The sequence below is a fragment of the Streptomyces sp. E-08 genome, from assembly GCF_049913095.1.
Taxonomy (GTDB): Bacteria; Actinomycetota; Actinomycetes; order Streptomycetales; family Streptomycetaceae; genus Streptomyces.
The window spans coordinates 3,026,930-3,043,248 of the sequence record NZ_CP183971.1; the positions used below are offsets into that span (position 1 = coordinate 3,026,930).

The window sequence follows — 16,319 nt, forward strand, 5'->3', positions numbered from 1 at the left end:
GCCCCGTTAGTGTGGATGGCCTGCGTACGCGATGCCTGGAGGTTGTCCCGTGTCCTGGTCCGCCCTTGCGGCTGCCACCGAACCCGATCCGATGCCGGTGACCCTGGACGAGGCCGCGGAGAAGGCCACCAACGCGGCGAGCTGGGTGGAGGAGAACTGGTCCACCTGGCTGAACACCGGGCTGCGCATCCTGCTGATCCTGGTCGTCGCGCTGCTGCTCCGGATGGCCGTGCGGCGGGCCCTGACGAAGCTGATCGAGCGGATGAACCGTTCGGCACAGGCGGTGGAGGGGACGGCGCTCGGCGGTCTCCTGGTGAACACCGAGCGGCGGCGGCAGCGCTCGGAGGCGATCGGGTCGGTGCTCCGCTCGGTGGCGTCCTTCCTGATCCTGGGCACGGCCGGGCTGATGGTCCTCGGCGCCTTCAAGATCGACCTGGCGCCGCTGCTCGCCTCGGCCGGTGTGGCCGGTGTGGCGATCGGTTTCGGCGCGCGGAACCTGGTGACGGACTTCCTGTCGGGCGTCTTCATGATCCTGGAGGACCAGTACGGCGTCGGCGACTCGGTCGACGCGGGCGTGGCCTCCGGCGAGGTCGTCGAGGTGGGCCTGCGGGTGACCAAGCTGCGCGGGGTGGACGGCGAGATCTGGTACGTCCGCAACGGCGAGATCAAGCGGATAGGGAACCTGAGCCAGGGCTGGGCGACGGCCGGTGTGGACGTCACCGTCCGGCCGACGGAGGACCTGGACAAGGTGCGGGCCGTGATCACGGAGGCGGGCGACGCCATGGCGAAGGACGAGCCGTGGAACGAGCGCCTCTGGGGTCCGGTGGAGGTGCTCGGCCTGAGCGAGGTGCTGCTGGACTCGATGACGGTCCGGGTCTCGGCGAAGACGATGCCGGGCAAGAAGCTGGGTGTGGAGCGGGAGCTGCGCTGGCGCATCAAGCGGGGTCTGGACGAGGCCGGGATCCGGATCGTGGGCGGGATTCCGCCGCAGGCCGAGGAGTCGGCGGCCGACCCGACGGCCGGCATTGCGGCCCCTTCGGCGTTCGCCTCGGCGACCTCGCCGCAGTCGGCGGCGGCGACCCCGCTGCCGAGGCCGGACCTCTCGAAGTAACCCCCTCCCCCTTCACGCTCCCGCGGGTAACGCTTTGGTTGCCTTCGGGGGCGTGTCGCGTTCCCGGGTATTGACGCCCCGGTGACGGCCGCCTTACCTTCCTCCCAACCCAATAGGAAACTTTCCTAACAGTGTGGCTCAGGCAGGAGCAGGTGGATCATCATGGCCGGTACGACCCCGGGAACCCCCGGCACGCCGCGCGTCCTGCGGGCCATGAACGACCGTGCCGCCCTGGACCTGCTCCTGGAGCACGGCCCTCTCTCCCGCACCCGGATCGGCAAGCTCACCGGCCTGTCCAAGCCGACCGCCTCCCAGCTCCTCGCCCGGCTCGAAGCGGCCGGGCTCGTCGTCGCCACCGGCACCACCGAGGGCCGGCCCGGACCGAACGCCCAGCTCTACGCGGTCGACGCGCGGGCCGCGTACGCCGCCGGACTCGACGTCAACCAGTTCCGCATCCACGCCGCCGTCGCCGACATCACGGGCGAGATCACCGGCGAGTTCGAGCTGCGGACGCCCGGCCGCGCCGCCTCCGGGGTCGTCCGCCAGGTCACCGAGGCCCTCGACGGGGCCGTCGCGGCGGCCGGGATCACCCGCGAGGACGTGCGGCGCCTGGTCATCGGCACCCCCGGCGCCTTCGACCCGGCCACCGGACGCCTGCGCTACGCCTCCCACCTGCCCGGCTGGCACTCCCCCACCCTCCTGGAAGAGCTGGCCGCCGTCCTGCCCATGCCGTTCGAGTACGAGAACGACGTCAACCTCGTCGCCCTCGCCGAGCAGCGCCTGGGCGCCGCCCGGGGCCACGACGACTTCGCCCTGCTCTGGAACGAGGCCGGCATGGGCGCCGCCCTCGTCCTCGGCGGGCGGCTGCACCGCGGTTTCACCGGCGGCGCCGGCGAGGTCGGCTTCCTGCCCGTGCCCGGCACCCCGCTCGTACGGCAGGTCGCCAAGGCCAACTCCGGCGGCTACCAGGAGCTCGCCGGCGTCCAGGCCGTGCCGCGGATCGCCCGCGCCGTCGGCATCGACACCCCCGAGCAGCCGTACGTGCCGGTCGCCTGCGGACTCCTCGCGCACGCCGCCGAGGCGCACGGCGAGGACCCACGGTACGCGGAGCTGCTCGACCGCTACGCCGAGCGCGTCGCCACCGGACTCGCCTCCCTCGTCGCCGTCCTCGACCCCGAACTGATCGTGCTCTCCGGCGACGTCCTCGTCGCCGGGGGCGAACCCCTGCGCGCGCGGGTGCAGTCCGAACTCGCCGACCTCGCCGCCGCCCGGCCGCGTCTCGTCCTCGCGGCCGTGCCCCGGCGCCCGGTGCTGCGCGGCGCCCTCGAAAGCGCCCTCGCCACCACACGCGACGAGGTCTTCGACACCTCGCGCTGACCCACCGACCACCACCTCCTGCCCCGTAGCCCCTCCGCCCCAGGGAGACACCGTCATGCCCGTACCCCGCAGAGCCGCCGCCGCGCTCGCCGCCACCGCCTCGATCGCCCTCTTCGCCACCGCCTGTACCGGCTCCGCGAACAACGCGGCCACGGACGACCCGAACGCGCAGACGACGATCACCTTCTGGCACGGCTGGTCGGCACCCGCCGAGGTGAAGGCGATCGAGGACAACGTCGCCCGCTTCGAGAAGACCCACCCGAACATCAAGGTGAAGGTCGTCGGCGACATCAACGACGAGAAGCTCGGCCAGGCGCTGCGCGCGGGCGGTTCGAACGGGCCGGACGTCGTCTCCTCGTTCACCACCTCCAACGTCGGCAAGTTCTGCGCCTCGGGCGCGCTCGCCGACCTCAAGCCCTTCATAGAGAAGTCGAAGCTGGACCTGGACAAGACCTTCCCCAAGGTCCTCCAGGAGTACACCCAGTTCCAGGGCAGGCGCTGCTCGCTGCCGCTGCTGTCCGACGCGTACGGGCTGTACTACAACAAGGACGCCTTCAAGGCGGCCGGTCTCGACCCGGAGGCGCCGCCGAAGACCTGGTCCCAGTTCGCCCAGGTCGCCAAGGCGCTGACCAAGCCCAAGGGCGACTCGTACGAGCAGCTCGGCTTCATGCCGAACTACCTCGGCTACGAGACCGTCGTCGAGCACTACATGTCGCAGTGGGACCACACGTACTTCGACAAGGACGGCAAGTCGAACGTCGCCAAGGACCCGGCCTTCGCCGAGATGATGACGTACCAGAAGTCCCTGGTGGACTCCCTCGGCGGGTTCAAGAAGCTCGACAAGTACCGCACCACCTTCGGTGACGAGTGGGGCGCCAAGCACCCCTTCCAGACCGGGCAGGTCGCCATGCAGCTGGACGGCGAGTGGCGGCTGAACTTCATCAAGGACGCCAAGGTGCCGTTCGAGGTCGGCATCGCGCCGCTGCCGGTCGCCGACGACGAGATCGCCGAGTACGGCAAGGGCTACCTCTCCGGCACGATCATGGGCATCGCGCCGCAGAGCAAGAAGCAGAACGCGGCCTGGGAGCTGGTCAAGTACATGACCACGGACACCGACGCGGTGGTGGGCTTCGCGAACGACATCGGGAACGTCCCCTCCACCCTGGAGGCGCTGAAGTCCCCGAAGCTGAAGTTCGACGACCGCTTCAAGGTCTTCCTGGACATCGCCCGGCACCCCCAGTCCACCACCATGGACGGCGCGGTGAACGGCCCCACCTACCAGGAGACCCTGTCCGACCTCGCCCACAAGTACGAGAACGGCCAGGTCACCGACCTCAAGAAGGGCCTCGCGGACGCGGCGGCCCAGATCGACCGCGACATCGCCGCGGCGAAGTGACGGCCGGTCCCCCCTCATGAGCACGGACACCCTGACCGCGAAGGAGGCGGCCGCCCCGGCCGCCGCCTCCCCGGAGGCGCGGAACACCCTGCGGTCCAAGCGCCGGCGCAACGCGCTGCGCACCGCACTGTTCATGTCGCCCTGGCTGATCGGATTCGGCTTCTTCTTCGCCTATCCGCTGATCTCCACCCTGTACTTCTCGTTCATGCGGTACGACGGCCTCAACCCGCCGACCTGGCGGGGCCTGGAGAACTGGACGTACGTCTTCTCCGACATGCCGAAGTTCTGGCCGGCCCTGCAGAACACCCTCTGGCTGGCCGTGGTGATGGTGACCTGCCGGGTCGTCTTCGGCCTCGGCATCGGCATGCTGATCACCAAGATCAAGCAGGGCGCCGGGATCTACCGCACCCTCTTCTACCTGCCGTACCTGGCCCCGCCGGTGGCCGCCACGCTCGCCTTCGTCTTCCTGCTCAACCCCGGCACCGGGCCGGTCAACGCGTTCCTGGAGACGGTCGGCATCCCCGCCCCCTCCTGGTTCAACGACGCGGACTGGGCCAAGCCGGCCCTCACGGTCCTCGCCGTGTGGGGCGTCGGCGACCTCATGGTCATCTTCATGGCCGCCCTCCTCGACGTGCCGAAGGAGCAGTACGAGGCCGCCGAGCTGGACGGCGCGTCCCCGTGGCAGCGGTTCCGCTACATCACGCTGCCGAACATCTCACCGATCGTGCTCTTCGCGGTCGTCACCGGGATCATCGGCGCGATGCAGTACTACACCCAGCCGATCGTGGCCGCCAAGGTCGCCTCGGGAAAGATGGGCGGATCCGGGGCCGCCTTCCAGCCCGGCTACCCGGACGACTCCACGCTGACCCTCCCGCAGCTGGTCTACAGCCTCGGCTTCAACCAGTTCAACTACGGCGCGGCCTGCGTGGTGGCGCTCGTGCTCTTCGCCTTCTCCATGGCCTTCACCGCGCTGCTGATGCGCCGGCGCGGCGGCCTGATCGGCTCGGGTGACTGAACCATGACGACCGCAACCGCCCCCGTCCGGACCGTGCCGAGCCCCGCCGAGAAGCGGGCCCGCCGCAGGTCGCTGCTGCACTGGATCGCCGTGCACTCGCTCGGCATCGCCGCCGCCCTGTTCTTCGTGCTCCCGTTCGTCTTCGTCCTCCTGACCTCCCTGATGAGCGACGAGCAGGCGCTCACCCGGGACCTGACGCCGAACTCCTGGCACTGGGACAACTACGTCCGGGTCTTCCAGACGGAGGGCTTCCTCACCTGGTGGAAGAACTCCCTGCTGTACGCGGGTCTCGGCACCGTCCTCGTCGTGGTGTCCTCGATCCCCGTGGCGTACGCGCTCGCGAAGTTCCGCTTCCGCGGCCGCCATCTGTCGCTACTGCTCGTCATCTCGATGATGATGCTGCCGCCGCAGGTCGTGATCATCCCGATGTACCTGTTCTGGGCGAAGCAGATGGACCTCTCCGGCACGCTGTGGCCGCTGATCGTCCCGATGGCCTTCGGCGACGCCTTCGCCATCTTCCTGCTGCGCCAGTTCCTGCTGACGATCCCGAACGAGTACGTCGAGGCCGCCCGGATCGACGGGTGCGGCGAGTTCCGCACCCTGATACGGGTCGTGATCCCGATGGCGAAGCCCGGCATCGCCGCCGTGGCCCTGTTCCAGTTCTTCTACTGCTGGAACGACTACTTCGGGCCGCAGATCTACGCCTCCGAGAACGCGGCCGCCTGGACGCTCAGTTACGGCCTGGAGTCCTTCAAGGGCGCACACCACACCGACTGGAATCTGACCATGGCCGCGACCGTCCTGGTCATGGCCCCCGTGATCCTCGTGTTCTTCTTCGCGCAGAAGGCGTTCGTCGAGGGAGTCACACTGACCGGAGTGAAGGGCTGAGTCATCTCATGAAGCTCACTGTCGTGGGGGGCGGTTCCACCTACACCCCCGAACTGATCGACGGATTCGCGCGCCTGCGCGACACCCTGCCCATCACCGAACTCGTCCTCGTCGACCCGGCCGCCGAGCGCCTCGAACTCGTCGGCGGACTGGCCCGGCGGATCTTCGCCAAGCTGGACCACGACGGGAAGATCGTCACCACCGCCGACCTCGACGCCGGGGTCGAGGGCGCCGACGCCGTCCTGCTCCAGCTGCGGGTCGGCGGGCAGGCCGCCCGCGAGCAGGACGAGACCTGGCCGCTGGAGTGCGGCTGCGTCGGCCAGGAGACCACCGGCGCCGGCGGCCTCGCCAAGGCGCTGCGCACGGTCCCGGTCGTCCTGGACATCGCCGAGCGGGTCCGCCGTACCAACCCGGACGCCTGGATCATCGACTTCACCAACCCCGTCGGCATCGTCACGCGCGCGCTGCTCCAGGCCGGGCACAAGGCCGTCGGCCTGTGCAACGTGGCCATCGGCTTCCAGCGGAAGTTCGCGAGGCTCCTCGGCGTGGCCCCGTCCGAGGTCCACCTCGACCACGTCGGGCTCAACCACCTGACCTGGGAGCGGGCCGTACGGATCGGGGGCCCCGAGGGCGAGAACGTGCTGCCCCGGCTGCTCGCCGAGCACGGCGACGCCGTCGCCGACGACCTGCGCCTGCCGCGCCCGGTCCTCGACCGGCTCGGCGTCGTCCCCTCGTACTACCTGCGGTACTTCTACGCGCACGACGAGGTGGTGCGGGAGCTCGGCACGAAGCCCTCGCGGGCGGCCGAGGTCGCGGCGATGGAGCGGGAGCTCCTGGAGATGTACGGGGACCCGTCGCTCGACGAGAAGCCGGCGCTGCTCGCCAAGCGGGGCGGCGCCTTCTACTCGGAGGCGGCCGTGGACCTCGCCGCCTCGCTGCTGGGCAGCGGGGGATCGCCGTACCAGGTGGTGAACACGTACAACAACGGCACGCTGCCGTTCCTGCCGGACGACGCCGTGATCGAGACGCAGGCCGCGGTCGGCGCCCACGGCGCCACACCGCTGCCGGTCGCGCCGGTGGACCCGCTGTACGCCGGTCTGATCGCGAACGTCACGGCCTACGAGGACCTGGCCCTGGAGGCGGCGCTGCGCGGCGGCCGCGACCGGGTGTTCAAGGCGCTGCTCGCGCACCCGCTGGTCGGGCAGTACGCCTACGCCGACGGGCTCACCGACCGGCTGATCGCGCACAACCGGGAGCACCTCGCGTGGGTGTGAACGGGGGCGCGAACGGGGTTCTCCTCGCGGTCGACGCGGGGAACAGCAAGACCGACGTCGCGGTGCTCGCCCAGGACGGCACCGTCCTGGGGTCGGCGCGCGGCGGCGGGTTCCAGCCGCCGGTGGTGGGGGTGGCGACGGCGGTCGACGGGCTCGCGGAGATCGTGGGCCGGGCGTGCGCCGAGGCCGGTGTGCCGGTGGAGTTCGCCCATGTCGCGGCCTGTCTGGCCAATGCCGACCTGCCCGTGGAGGAGGCCGCGCTCCAGGCGGAGCTGCTCGGCCGGGGCTGGAGCCGGTCCGTGCGGGTGCACAACGACACCTTCGCGATCCTGCGGGCCGGGCTCGACGAGCCGCGCGGCGTCGCCGTGGTGTGCGGGGCGGGGATCAACTGCGTCGGGATGACGCCGGACGGGCGGACCGCGCGCTTCCCCGCGATCGGGAAGATCTCCGGGGACTGGGGCGGGGGCGGCGGACTCGCCGACGAGGCCCTGTGGTTCGCCGCGCGGGCCGAGGACGGGCGGGGCCTGCCCACGGCCCTCGCCGACGCGCTGCCCGCGCACTTCGGCCTGGAGTCGATGTACGCGCTGATCGAGGCGCTGCACCTGGGCCGGATCACGGTCGAGCGGCGGCACGAGCTGACGCCGGTGCTGTTCGCCGTCGCGGCCGCGGGCGACCCGATCGCGCTGTCGCTGGTGCACCGGCTCGCCGAGGAGGTCGTCGCCATGGCCGCGGTCGCGCTCCGCCGGCTCGGGCTGCACCACGAGGAGGCCCCGGTGATGCTGGGCGGCAGCGTGCTCGCCGCCCGCCACCCGCGGCTGGAGGAGCGGATCCGCGAACTCCTGGCGGCGCGGGCGCCGAAGGCCGTGATCGGTTTCGTGACCGCGCCGCCGGTGCTCGGGGCGGGGCTGCTCGCCCTGGACGAGGCGTCCGCGGGCCCGGAGGCGAAGGCCCGGCTGCGGGCGCGGTACGAGGTCTGATCGCGGGGTGGGTGCGGGGTGTTCCGTCGGGCGACGGGGCGCCCCGCACGCATGTTCACCTGTTCGAGCGATGGCCGGTACGGAACCGATTCCCGCCTGAAGGCGTATTCAAGGTGAGGGGGTTCGCCTACTGGGGCACGGGAGGCATGCGGCACGATAGGCACAAGATCCAGTCAATCCCGGTGTGCGGACGGCCCCCTGAGGCCATACTGCTGGCCGGGTGCTCCTCCACCGGAACCGGTCCCACCGGCCCCCGGCCGGACGGGCCGACGTCAGCGACCGAGGGGGAGGTCAAGTGACACACCCGCCGAACGCGTCCGCCGCCTCGGCGGCGCCGGGCACGGCACCGGCGTCCGCGCGTCCGCGCACGGTGCCCGGGCAGCCGTCGCCCGCACCCGCCGCCACACCGCCCGCGGGGCGCGGCGCCTGGGCCGTGGGCCGTGAGCGCCTGCGGGAGGCCGCGACCACCGAGCCCGGCCGGCTCCAGATCCTCGGGGCCGTACTGGCGCTGCTCGTCGTCGCGTTCGGGGCGGTCACCGCCCTGGAGGTCACCGACCGGGCCGCCGCCGCCGACGACGTGGTCAGCCGCAGCCAGCCCCTGAGCGCCGACGCGGCCGCCGTCTACCGCTCCCTCGCCGACGCCGACACCACCGCCGCCGCCGGGTTCCTCGCAGGCACCCTGGAGCCCGCGGAGTCCCGCGAGCGGTACACCCGGGACATCACCACCGCCTCCCGGCTCCTCGTCAAGGCCGCGGCGAACACCGACGGTTCGTCCGACTCGGCCCGCGAGATCGCCACCCTCAACGAACAGCTCCCGCGCTACACGGGCCTGATCGAGCGCGCCCGGGCGGCCAACCGGCAGGGCCTGCCCCTCGGCGGCGCCTATCTGCGGTACGCCAACCAGCAGATGTCCACCTCGCTGCTGCCGGCCGCCGAGCGGCTGTACGCGGCCGAGACGGAGCGGCTGCACCGGGACGACGACTCGGCCCGCACCCGGCCCTACCTGTCGCTCGCGCTCGGGCTGCTCTCCCTCGGCGTGCTCCTCTGGGCCCAGCGCCGCACCTACGCCCGGACCAACCGGGTCTTCAACCACGGGCTGCTCGCCGCCACCGCCGCCACGGTGGTCGTCCTGCTCTGGCTCGTCGCCGCGCACACCGTGACGCGGAGCGGTCTCGACAGCGCGCGGGCGCAGGGGCAGGAGTCCCTCCAGGTCCTCAACACGGCCCGGATCAGCTCGCTCACCGCCCGTGCCAACGAGAACCTGACCCTGGTCGCCCGGGGCGCCGTCCTCACCGAGGACGGCAGGAACGACAAGTACGAGGCGGACTACACCGCGAGCATGGGCTCCCTGACGACGGCGCTCGCCAAGGCCCGCGAGCTCGCCGACGACGACGCCGGGCGCGGCCCGGTCGACGAGTCCTCCGAGCACGCCGCCGAATGGCGGGAGCGCCACAAGGACGCCCGCGCCAAGGACGAGGCCGGCGACTACGAGGGCGCCCTCGGCCGGGTCGTCGGCGCCAAGGACTCCACGGGCCGGTCCTTCGACGAGGTCGACGCGGCCCTGGAGAAGGCCCTGGCGCACGAGCAGAACGAGTTCACCCGCTCCGCCGGGGACGCCAGGGACGCGCTGACCGCGCTGCCACTGGGCGCGGCGGCCCTCGGGATCCTGGGTGCGGCGGGCGCCGTGCTCGGCATCAACCGCAGACTGTCGGAGTACCGGTGAGAGGGGGCGGGATGCCGAACGGCACGGACCCGCTGGTGCGGCGGACGGCGAGCGGCACGGACCCGCGTGCACGGCGGACCGCGAGCGGCACGGACCCGCTGGTGCGGCGGACCGCGAGCGGCACGGACCCGCTGGTGCGGCGGGCGGTCGGGCGGCTTCGGGGCTGGGGCGGGGTGGCCGCGATGGCCGTGGCCTGCGGGCTCACCGCCTCGCTCACCCTGCTGCCCCTGGCGCAGGGCGGCAGCGACGCGGCGGCCGCGCCGCGGACGAGCGGCCCCGGCGTGGGGACCGGCGTCCAGGTGAGGGCCGACACCTGCGAGCACCCCGAGGCCTCTCTCACGCCCTCGTCGGCGGACGGCCCGTCGATCCGGGCGATCAAGGAGCGCGGGAAGCTGATCGTCGGCGTCGACCAGTCCAGCTACCGCTGGGGCTACCGGAACCCGGAGAAGGGCGTCCTGGAGGGCTTCGACATCGACCTGGCCCGGGCCGTCGCCAAGGACGTCCTCGGCGACCCCGAGGCGATCATCTTCCGGACGATCCCCACCAACCAGCGGATCGCCGCGCTGGACAGCGGCAAGGTCGACCTCGTCGTGCGCACCATGACGATCAACTGCAAGCGGATCGAGCAGGTCGCCTTCTCCACCGCCTACTTCCGGGCCGGACAGCAGGTCCTGGCGCCCAAGCTCGACCGGAGCATCACCGGCTACGACTCCTCGCTGAGCGGCAAGCGGGTCTGCACCGCCGAGGGCTCCACGGCCTACGACGCCCTGGAGGAGAAGTCCTTCGGCGCGGTCTTCAAGGACGAGGGCGACGGCACCAAGGACGACAAGGACCTGCTGACCGTCCCCAACCAGCTGGACTGCCTGGCGCGGCTCCAGATGGGCGAGGTCGACGCCGTCGTCACCGACAACGCCCTCGCGGCCGGCCAGGCCGCGCAGGACCCGGCGGTCGAGCTCAAGGGCAGGCCGTTCACCGAGGAGTACTACGGGGTGGCGGCCAAGCTCGGCAACGACGACCTGGTCCGCCGGGTCAACCAGGTCCTGGTGGGCTACCGGCAGGGCCCCTGGCAGAAGGCGTACCAGGAGTGGCTGGCGAAGGACCTGCCGGGGATAACGGGGCCGCCCGCCCCGCTGTACAAGTGACCGGCACGCGCTCCAGAGGAACAACCCTGTACACGAAGCGGAAGGACTGACCGATGGGCGTCACGGGACCCCCCGGGCCGGTGATGGACCGGGACGAGGTGGACCGTGCGCTGGCGCGGCTCGGCGCCGAGCACAAGGCGGTCGAGGACTCGCTCCTCGCGCTCCAGGACCACGCGGGCCGCAGGCTGCTCGAAGGGGCGGAGCTGACCGGCACGACGCGGGACCGCTGGGCGGCCGCCGAGCGGACCATCACCCTGCTCTGGACCTGCTTCGACGTGTACACCGGCGCCCTGCGGGACGCCCGTGAGCTGCGCGCGCGGCGCCGCTGGCCCGGCCGGGAGGAGCTCGTCGAGCTGACCGACCGGCTGCGCGGCGACACCGTGCTCGTCCCGGGCGGGGCCGCCGAGGGCGCCCTGCTCACCGAGCGGTTCAGCCTGGAGGGCCTCGTCCGGCGGATGAACGAGCTGTACGCCTCCTCGCTCGACCTGGTCGTCACCGCCGACGCCGTCTGGTCGGCGCTGCCCGCGCGGATAGACCTGCTCGCCGCCGAGCTGGGCCGGACGCGTTCGCTGGCGCACTCGGTCGGCGTGCGGCCCGGGGAGCACCCGGCGGGGGACGAACTGGAGGCGATCACGGCCGAGCTGACCGCGCTGCGCTCCCAGGTGGTGACCGACCCGCTGGCGTTCTGGCGGCCGGCGGCGGGGAGTTCGGCGCCCGGCGGCGGACGGCCCGACACCGAGCGGTACGACCGGGCCGCCCTGGCCCTGGAGGAGGTCCGGCGCGAGATCGAGGCGGTCCTCGCGGTCCGGCAGGACTCCGAGGACCGGCTGCTGCGGCTGCGGGACGTGCTCTCGCGGGCGGACCGGACGCTCGCCGAGGCGCGGTCGGCGCGCGGCGAGGTCCTCGCCAAGATCGCCGCCTCCGAGGTGCCGGCCGTCAGCGGGCCGCCGATCGTGCTGCAGGAGCGGCTCGCGGCCGCCGCCGAGTACCGCAGGCACGCCCAGTGGCATCGGCTCTCCCCGCTCCTGGAGTCCCTGGAGCGGGAGGCGGAGGACGAACTGATGCGGGCTCGCGAGTCGTTGACGGCGGTCACCGCGCCGCTCGCGGTCCGGGCCGAGCTGCGCGGCCGGCTCGACGCGTACAAGGCGAAGGTGGCGCGGCTCGGCGCGGCGGAGGACCCGCTGCTCGTCGAGCGGTACGACGCGGCGCGCCGGATGCTGTGGAGCGCGCCCTGCGATCTGCGGGTCGCGGAGCAGGCGGTGCTGCGCTACCAGCAGGCGGTGGCGGACGTGTTGTCCGGGCCGAGGGACACGCGGGGCGCGGGAGACGCGGGAGGACGACAGTGGTGAGCGGGGAGACGGGTGTGGGGAGCTGTCAGCGTCCTTCGTGCGAGGGTTCGTACGAGGACATGGGAGGCGGCGAGCTGTACTGCGACACCTGCGGGCTCGCGCCGGTCGTCGCGCCCGGAGGCCTGATCGGGTCGACCCCGACCGGGATGGCCGTGCCCGGCAGGGGGGCGGGCGGCGTCGGGGGCCCGGACTCGGGCTCCTCGCGGAGCAGTTCGCGTGCCTCCTCGCGCGCCTCGTCCCGTTCGTCGACCTCCCGGCGTTCGGTCTCGGGACGGCTCTCGCGCTCGCTGTCCGGTGCCTCCACGGGCCGCTCGGTGTCGGTGCGCAGCTCGGGCTCGTCGACCGGGCAGTCCGCCCGGAACCGGCTGGGCGCGGGTCTGGTGACGATCCCCGAGGTGCCGCGGCCGGACCCGCGGGGCGCGGTGATGGAGAACGCCGAGGTTCCCGAGCGGAAGCGTTTCTGCTCGCGTTCGGACTGCGGGGCTCCGGTGGGCCGTTCGCGGGGCGACCGGCCGGGCCGTACGGAGGGCTTCTGCACCAAGTGCGGGCACCCGTACTCCTTCGTGCCGAAGCTCCGCGCCGGGGACATCGTGCACGGGCAGTACGAGGTCGCGGGCTGCCTCGCGCACGGCGGGCTCGGCTGGATCTACCTCGCGGTGGACCGGGCGGTCTCCGACCGGTGGGTGGTCCTCAAGGGCCTGCTCGACACCGGCGACCAGGACGCCATGGCCGCCGCGATCTCCGAGCGCCGCTTCCTCGCCGAGATCGAGCACTCCAACATCGTCCGCATCTACAACTTCGTCGAGCACCTCGACCAGCGCACCGGCTCCCTGGACGGCTACATCGTCATGGAGTACGTCGGCGGCAAGTCGCTCAAGGAGATCGCCAACGACCGGCGCACCCCCGACGGCCGGCGCGACCCGCTGCCGGTGGAGCAGGCCTGCGCGTACGGCATCGAGGCCCTGGAGGCGCTCGGGCACCTGCACAGCAGGAACCTGCTGTACTGCGACTTCAAGGTCGACAACGCCATCCAGTCCGAGGACCAGCTGAAGCTCATCGACATGGGCGCGGTCCGGCGGATGGACGACGACGAGTCCGCGATCTACGGCACGGTCGGCTACCAGGCGCCCGAGGTGGCCGAGGTCGGCCCGTCGGTGGCGAGCGACCTGTACACGGTGGCCCGCACGCTCGCCGTGATGACCTTCGACTTCCAGGGCTACACGAACGTCTTCCTGGACTCGCTGCCCGACCCCGAGCACATCCAGGTCTTCCGGACGTACGAGTCGTTCTACCGCTTCCTCGTCCGCGCGACCGACCCGGACCCGGCCCGCAGGTTCGCCTCCGCGCAGGAGATGGCGGAGCAGCTGACGGGCGTGCTGCGCGAGGTCGTGGCCCTCCAGTCGGGGCGGCCGCGCCCGGCCCTCTCGACGCTGTTCGGCACGGAGGTGCGGGTCACGGACACCGCACTGTTCGCCGAACTGACCGAGGCCGTGTCACTGCTCGGCGCCCGCCGGGGCCGCAGGCGGTCCGGGACGGCTCCGGGCGAGCTGCCGCCCGGTGCGATTCCGGGCCAGGCGCCGCCCGCCGGGGCGACCGCGCTCCCCGGTCCCGGGCTCGGCGCGCTGCTCGCGCCGGTCGACGCGGCCGCCACCGCACTCGCGCTGCCCGTGCCGCGCGTCGACACCGGCGACCCCAACGCCGGTCTCCTCGCCGGTCTCGCGGCCGCCGCCCCCGGCGAGCTCCTCGGGGCGCTCCAGAGCGCGCCCGCACCCTCCGCGGAGCTGCGGCTGCGCACCCTGCGGGCCCAGCTGGAGCTGCGCGACCTGCCCTCCGCCGCGCGGACCCTCGCCGGTCTGGAGGAGCGGGACCCGGACGACTGGCGGGTCGTCTGGTACCGGGGCATCGCCTCCCTGGTGACCGGGGACCACGAGCACGCGGCGCTGGCCTTCGACGCGGTGTACGACGCCTTCCCGGGCGAGCCGGCGCCGAAGCTGGCCCTCGGGATCTGCGCCGAGGTCCTCGGCCAGCTGGACAACGCGGCCGAGTACTACCGCCTGGTGTGGGCGACGGACCCGAGCTTCGTCAGCGCGGCCTTCGGGCTCGCCCGGGTGCGGCTCGCGGCGGGCGACCGTACCGGAGCCGTACAGACGCTGGAGTCCGTACCGGAGGCGTCGATCCACTACACGGCGGCGCGGGTCGCGGCCGTGCGGGCGCGGCTGCGGAGGCGCCCGGCGCACGAGCCGCTCGGCGCCGATCTGACGGCGGCCGCCGCGCAGGTCTCCGCGCTCCAGGGCTTCGGTCTGGACGCGGTGCGCCGGGAGCGGTTGTCGACGGAGGTCCTCGGGACGGCCCTCGACTGGGTACTCTCCGGGAGTCCCGGTGCGGCACCGGGCGGCGGCGCGCTGCTGCTCGGCAGTGAACTGGACGAGCGCGGACTGCGCTTCGGCCTCGAACGCTCGTACCGGGTGCTGGCCCGGCTCGCCCAGCGGGGCGAGGAGAGGATCGAACTGGTGGAGCGGGCCAACCGCTTCCGCCCCCGGACGTGGGTGTGAGGATGTCCCAGAAGCCGAAGCCGTCGCACGGACTCGCCGCCTGCCCGGGCTGCGCTGAGCCGCTGGAGTCGGGTGACCGGTTCTGCGGGGCGTGCGGCTACGACCTGTCGGCCGTACCGGCCGCCGAGGCCGGTTCCGATCGCCCGACCGTGGCGATCGGCACCCCCGTGACCTGGCCGGACGCCCCGCCGCGCGACCCCGGTTCGCTCTCGACGGCGACCCAGCACCCGGGCGACCTCCCGGGCACCGACTCCGGAGGCCACGACCTCCCGACGATGGCGGTCCACACGGACGGCCCGGCTCCGGCGGAGGGCGGGACAGGCGCGGCGGCGGGGACTCCCGGCACCGCGGGCGGGGCGCCAGGCACCACGGCCGGAGCAGCCGGCACCGCGGACGGGGCTCCAGCGCCCGGCGGGAAGCCGGCCCCCGGCACTGGCCCCGCGGCCACGGCTCCCGCGCCCGGGGTTCCCGGCGCCACCCCCGACGGGGACTTCGAGCTCGCCGCGCCCGACCCCCGTACCGCCGTGCGCGCCGATCCCGCCCCGGCCGCCCCGGCTTCCCCGGCCGCCCCCGTCGCCGCGGGCGCCCCCGTCCTCTGCGTGGCCTGCCGGGCCGGGCGGGTGGACTCCGACGGGTACTGCGAGAACTGCGGGCACGCCCAGCCGCGCGAGCGCGACCACATGGAGCGGGAGTTGACCGGCGTCGCCGCCGTCAGCGACCGCGGGCTGCGCCACCACCGCAACGAGGACGCGTTCGCCGTCTCCTCGACCACCCTGCCCGACGGCTCCCCCGCCATCCTCGCGATCGTCTGCGACGGCGTCTCCTCGGCGACCCGTCCCGACGAGGCCTCCGCCGCGGCCGCCGAGGCGGCCGGCGCCTCGCTGCTCGCCGCGCTCCCCCGGGGCACGCACCCGCAGCAGGCGATGCACGAGGCGATCGTGGCCGCCGCCGAGGCCGTCAACTCCCTCGCGGAGGAGCCCGGTCAGGACGGCGCGGAGCACGACCCGCACCGCCACCGCAACGCCCCGGCCTGCACGATCGTCGGCTCCGTCGTCGCCGCCGGTCTGCTCGTCGTGGGCTGGGTCGGCGACAGCCGCGCCTACTGGGTGCCGGACGACCGCAGCACCCCGCCCGCCCGGCTCACCGAGGACGACTCGTGGGCCGCGCAGATGGTCGCGGCGGGCCTGATGAACGAGGCCGAGGCGTACGCGGACGAGCGCGCCCACGCGATCACCGGCTGGCTCGGCGCCGACTCGTACGAACTGGACCCGCACACCGCCGCGTTCAAGCCGGACCGTTCCGGTGTGGTGGTGGTCTGCACGGACGGCCTGTGGAACTACGCGGAGGGCGCCGACGACATGGCCAGGGTCGTCCCGGCCGACGCGGCGGACCGCCCGCTGCACGGCGCGCAGGTCCTCGTCGGCCACGCCTTGGACGGCGGAGGCCACGACAACATCACGGTCGCGCTCGTCCCGTTCACCGTCGCACCGCAAGGGGCAGGATCCGCCTGAGAGC

The 16,319-nt window shown here is 73.1% G+C and carries 12 protein-coding genes; all 12 read left to right on the plus strand.

What is annotated here, in order from left to right:
• The first annotated feature begins 31 nt into the window (after positions 1-31).
• A complete protein-coding gene (locus tag ACN9MM_RS13790) occupies positions 32-1,111 on the plus strand; it encodes a mechanosensitive ion channel family protein (RefSeq protein ID WP_426363893.1) in 1,080 nt (359 codons plus the stop codon).
• Positions 1,112-1,273: 162 nt separating this feature from the next.
• Entirely contained in the window at positions 1,274-2,488 is a 1,215-nt protein-coding gene (locus ACN9MM_RS13795; RefSeq protein WP_426363894.1) for an ROK family transcriptional regulator, read from the plus strand.
• A gap of 55 nt (positions 2,489-2,543) precedes the next feature.
• Positions 2,544-3,884: an ABC transporter substrate-binding protein gene (locus ACN9MM_RS13800; protein ID WP_426363895.1), complete on the plus strand. Its 1,341-nt coding sequence runs from the start codon at positions 2,544-2,546 to the stop codon at positions 3,882-3,884.
• A gap of 133 nt (positions 3,885-4,017) precedes the next feature.
• Complete coding sequence (locus ACN9MM_RS13805) at positions 4,018-4,899, plus strand: carbohydrate ABC transporter permease (protein WP_426368734.1); 882 nt, start codon at positions 4,018-4,020, stop codon at positions 4,897-4,899.
• 3 nt (positions 4,900-4,902) lie between these two features.
• Complete coding sequence (locus ACN9MM_RS13810) at positions 4,903-5,787, plus strand: carbohydrate ABC transporter permease (RefSeq protein ID WP_426363896.1); 885 nt, start codon at positions 4,903-4,905, stop codon at positions 5,785-5,787.
• A gap of 8 nt (positions 5,788-5,795) precedes the next feature.
• Positions 5,796-7,061, plus strand: coding sequence for a 6-phospho-beta-glucosidase (locus tag ACN9MM_RS13815; protein WP_426363897.1), 1,266 nt, complete (start codon positions 5,796-5,798; stop codon positions 7,059-7,061).
• Entirely contained in the window at positions 7,052-8,038 is a 987-nt protein-coding gene (locus ACN9MM_RS13820) for an N-acetylglucosamine kinase (RefSeq protein ID WP_426363898.1), read from the plus strand. Before ACN9MM_RS13815 ends, ACN9MM_RS13820 begins: the two co-directional genes overlap by 10 nt.
• 295 nt (positions 8,039-8,333) lie before the next feature.
• Positions 8,334-9,761, plus strand: coding sequence for a hypothetical protein (locus ACN9MM_RS13825; protein ID WP_426363899.1), 1,428 nt, complete (start codon positions 8,334-8,336; stop codon positions 9,759-9,761).
• 182 nt (positions 9,762-9,943) lie between these two features.
• The gene (locus ACN9MM_RS13830; protein WP_426368735.1) at positions 9,944-10,903 is read left to right on the plus strand and encodes a glutamate ABC transporter substrate-binding protein; all 960 of its coding nucleotides are present in this window, start codon (positions 9,944-9,946) and stop codon (positions 10,901-10,903) included.
• 53 nt (positions 10,904-10,956) lie between these two features.
• Positions 10,957-12,252: a hypothetical protein gene (locus ACN9MM_RS13835; protein ID WP_426363900.1), complete on the plus strand. Its 1,296-nt coding sequence runs from the start codon at positions 10,957-10,959 to the stop codon at positions 12,250-12,252.
• A 59-nt stretch (positions 12,253-12,311) separates the two neighbouring features.
• The gene (locus ACN9MM_RS13840) at positions 12,312-14,804 is read left to right on the plus strand and encodes a tetratricopeptide repeat protein (RefSeq protein ID WP_426363901.1); all 2,493 of its coding nucleotides are present in this window, start codon (positions 12,312-12,314) and stop codon (positions 14,802-14,804) included.
• 2 nt (positions 14,805-14,806) lie between these two features.
• On the plus strand, positions 14,807-16,315 hold the full coding sequence (locus ACN9MM_RS13845; protein ID WP_426363902.1) for a PP2C family serine/threonine-protein phosphatase: 1,509 nt from the start codon (positions 14,807-14,809) through the stop codon (positions 16,313-16,315).
• The last annotated feature ends 4 nt before the right edge of the window (positions 16,316-16,319 follow it).

What these genes read in the sequence shown, in the direction of transcription:
- ACN9MM_RS13790 (WP_426363893.1), top strand. Translation starts at nt 32, where the DNA reads ATGCCTGGAGGTTGTCCCGTGTCCTGGTCCGCCCTTGCGGCTGCCACC.
- ACN9MM_RS13795 (WP_426363894.1), top strand. Translation starts at nt 1,274, where the DNA reads ATGGCCGGTACGACCCCGGGAACCCCCGGCACGCCGCGCGTCCTGCGG.
- ACN9MM_RS13800 (WP_426363895.1), top strand. Translation starts at nt 2,544, where the DNA reads ATGCCCGTACCCCGCAGAGCCGCCGCCGCGCTCGCCGCCACCGCCTCG.
- ACN9MM_RS13805 (WP_426368734.1), top strand. Translation starts at nt 4,018, where the DNA reads ATGTCGCCCTGGCTGATCGGATTCGGCTTCTTCTTCGCCTATCCGCTG.
- ACN9MM_RS13810 (WP_426363896.1), top strand. Translation starts at nt 4,903, where the DNA reads ATGACGACCGCAACCGCCCCCGTCCGGACCGTGCCGAGCCCCGCCGAG.
- ACN9MM_RS13815 (WP_426363897.1), top strand. Translation starts at nt 5,796, where the DNA reads ATGAAGCTCACTGTCGTGGGGGGCGGTTCCACCTACACCCCCGAACTG.
- ACN9MM_RS13830 (WP_426368735.1), top strand. Translation starts at nt 9,944, where the DNA reads ATGGCCGTGGCCTGCGGGCTCACCGCCTCGCTCACCCTGCTGCCCCTG.
- ACN9MM_RS13835 (WP_426363900.1), top strand. Translation starts at nt 10,957, where the DNA reads ATGGGCGTCACGGGACCCCCCGGGCCGGTGATGGACCGGGACGAGGTG.
- ACN9MM_RS13840 (WP_426363901.1), top strand. Translation starts at nt 12,312, where the DNA reads ATGGGAGGCGGCGAGCTGTACTGCGACACCTGCGGGCTCGCGCCGGTC.
- ACN9MM_RS13845 (WP_426363902.1), top strand. Translation starts at nt 14,807, where the DNA reads ATGTCCCAGAAGCCGAAGCCGTCGCACGGACTCGCCGCCTGCCCGGGC.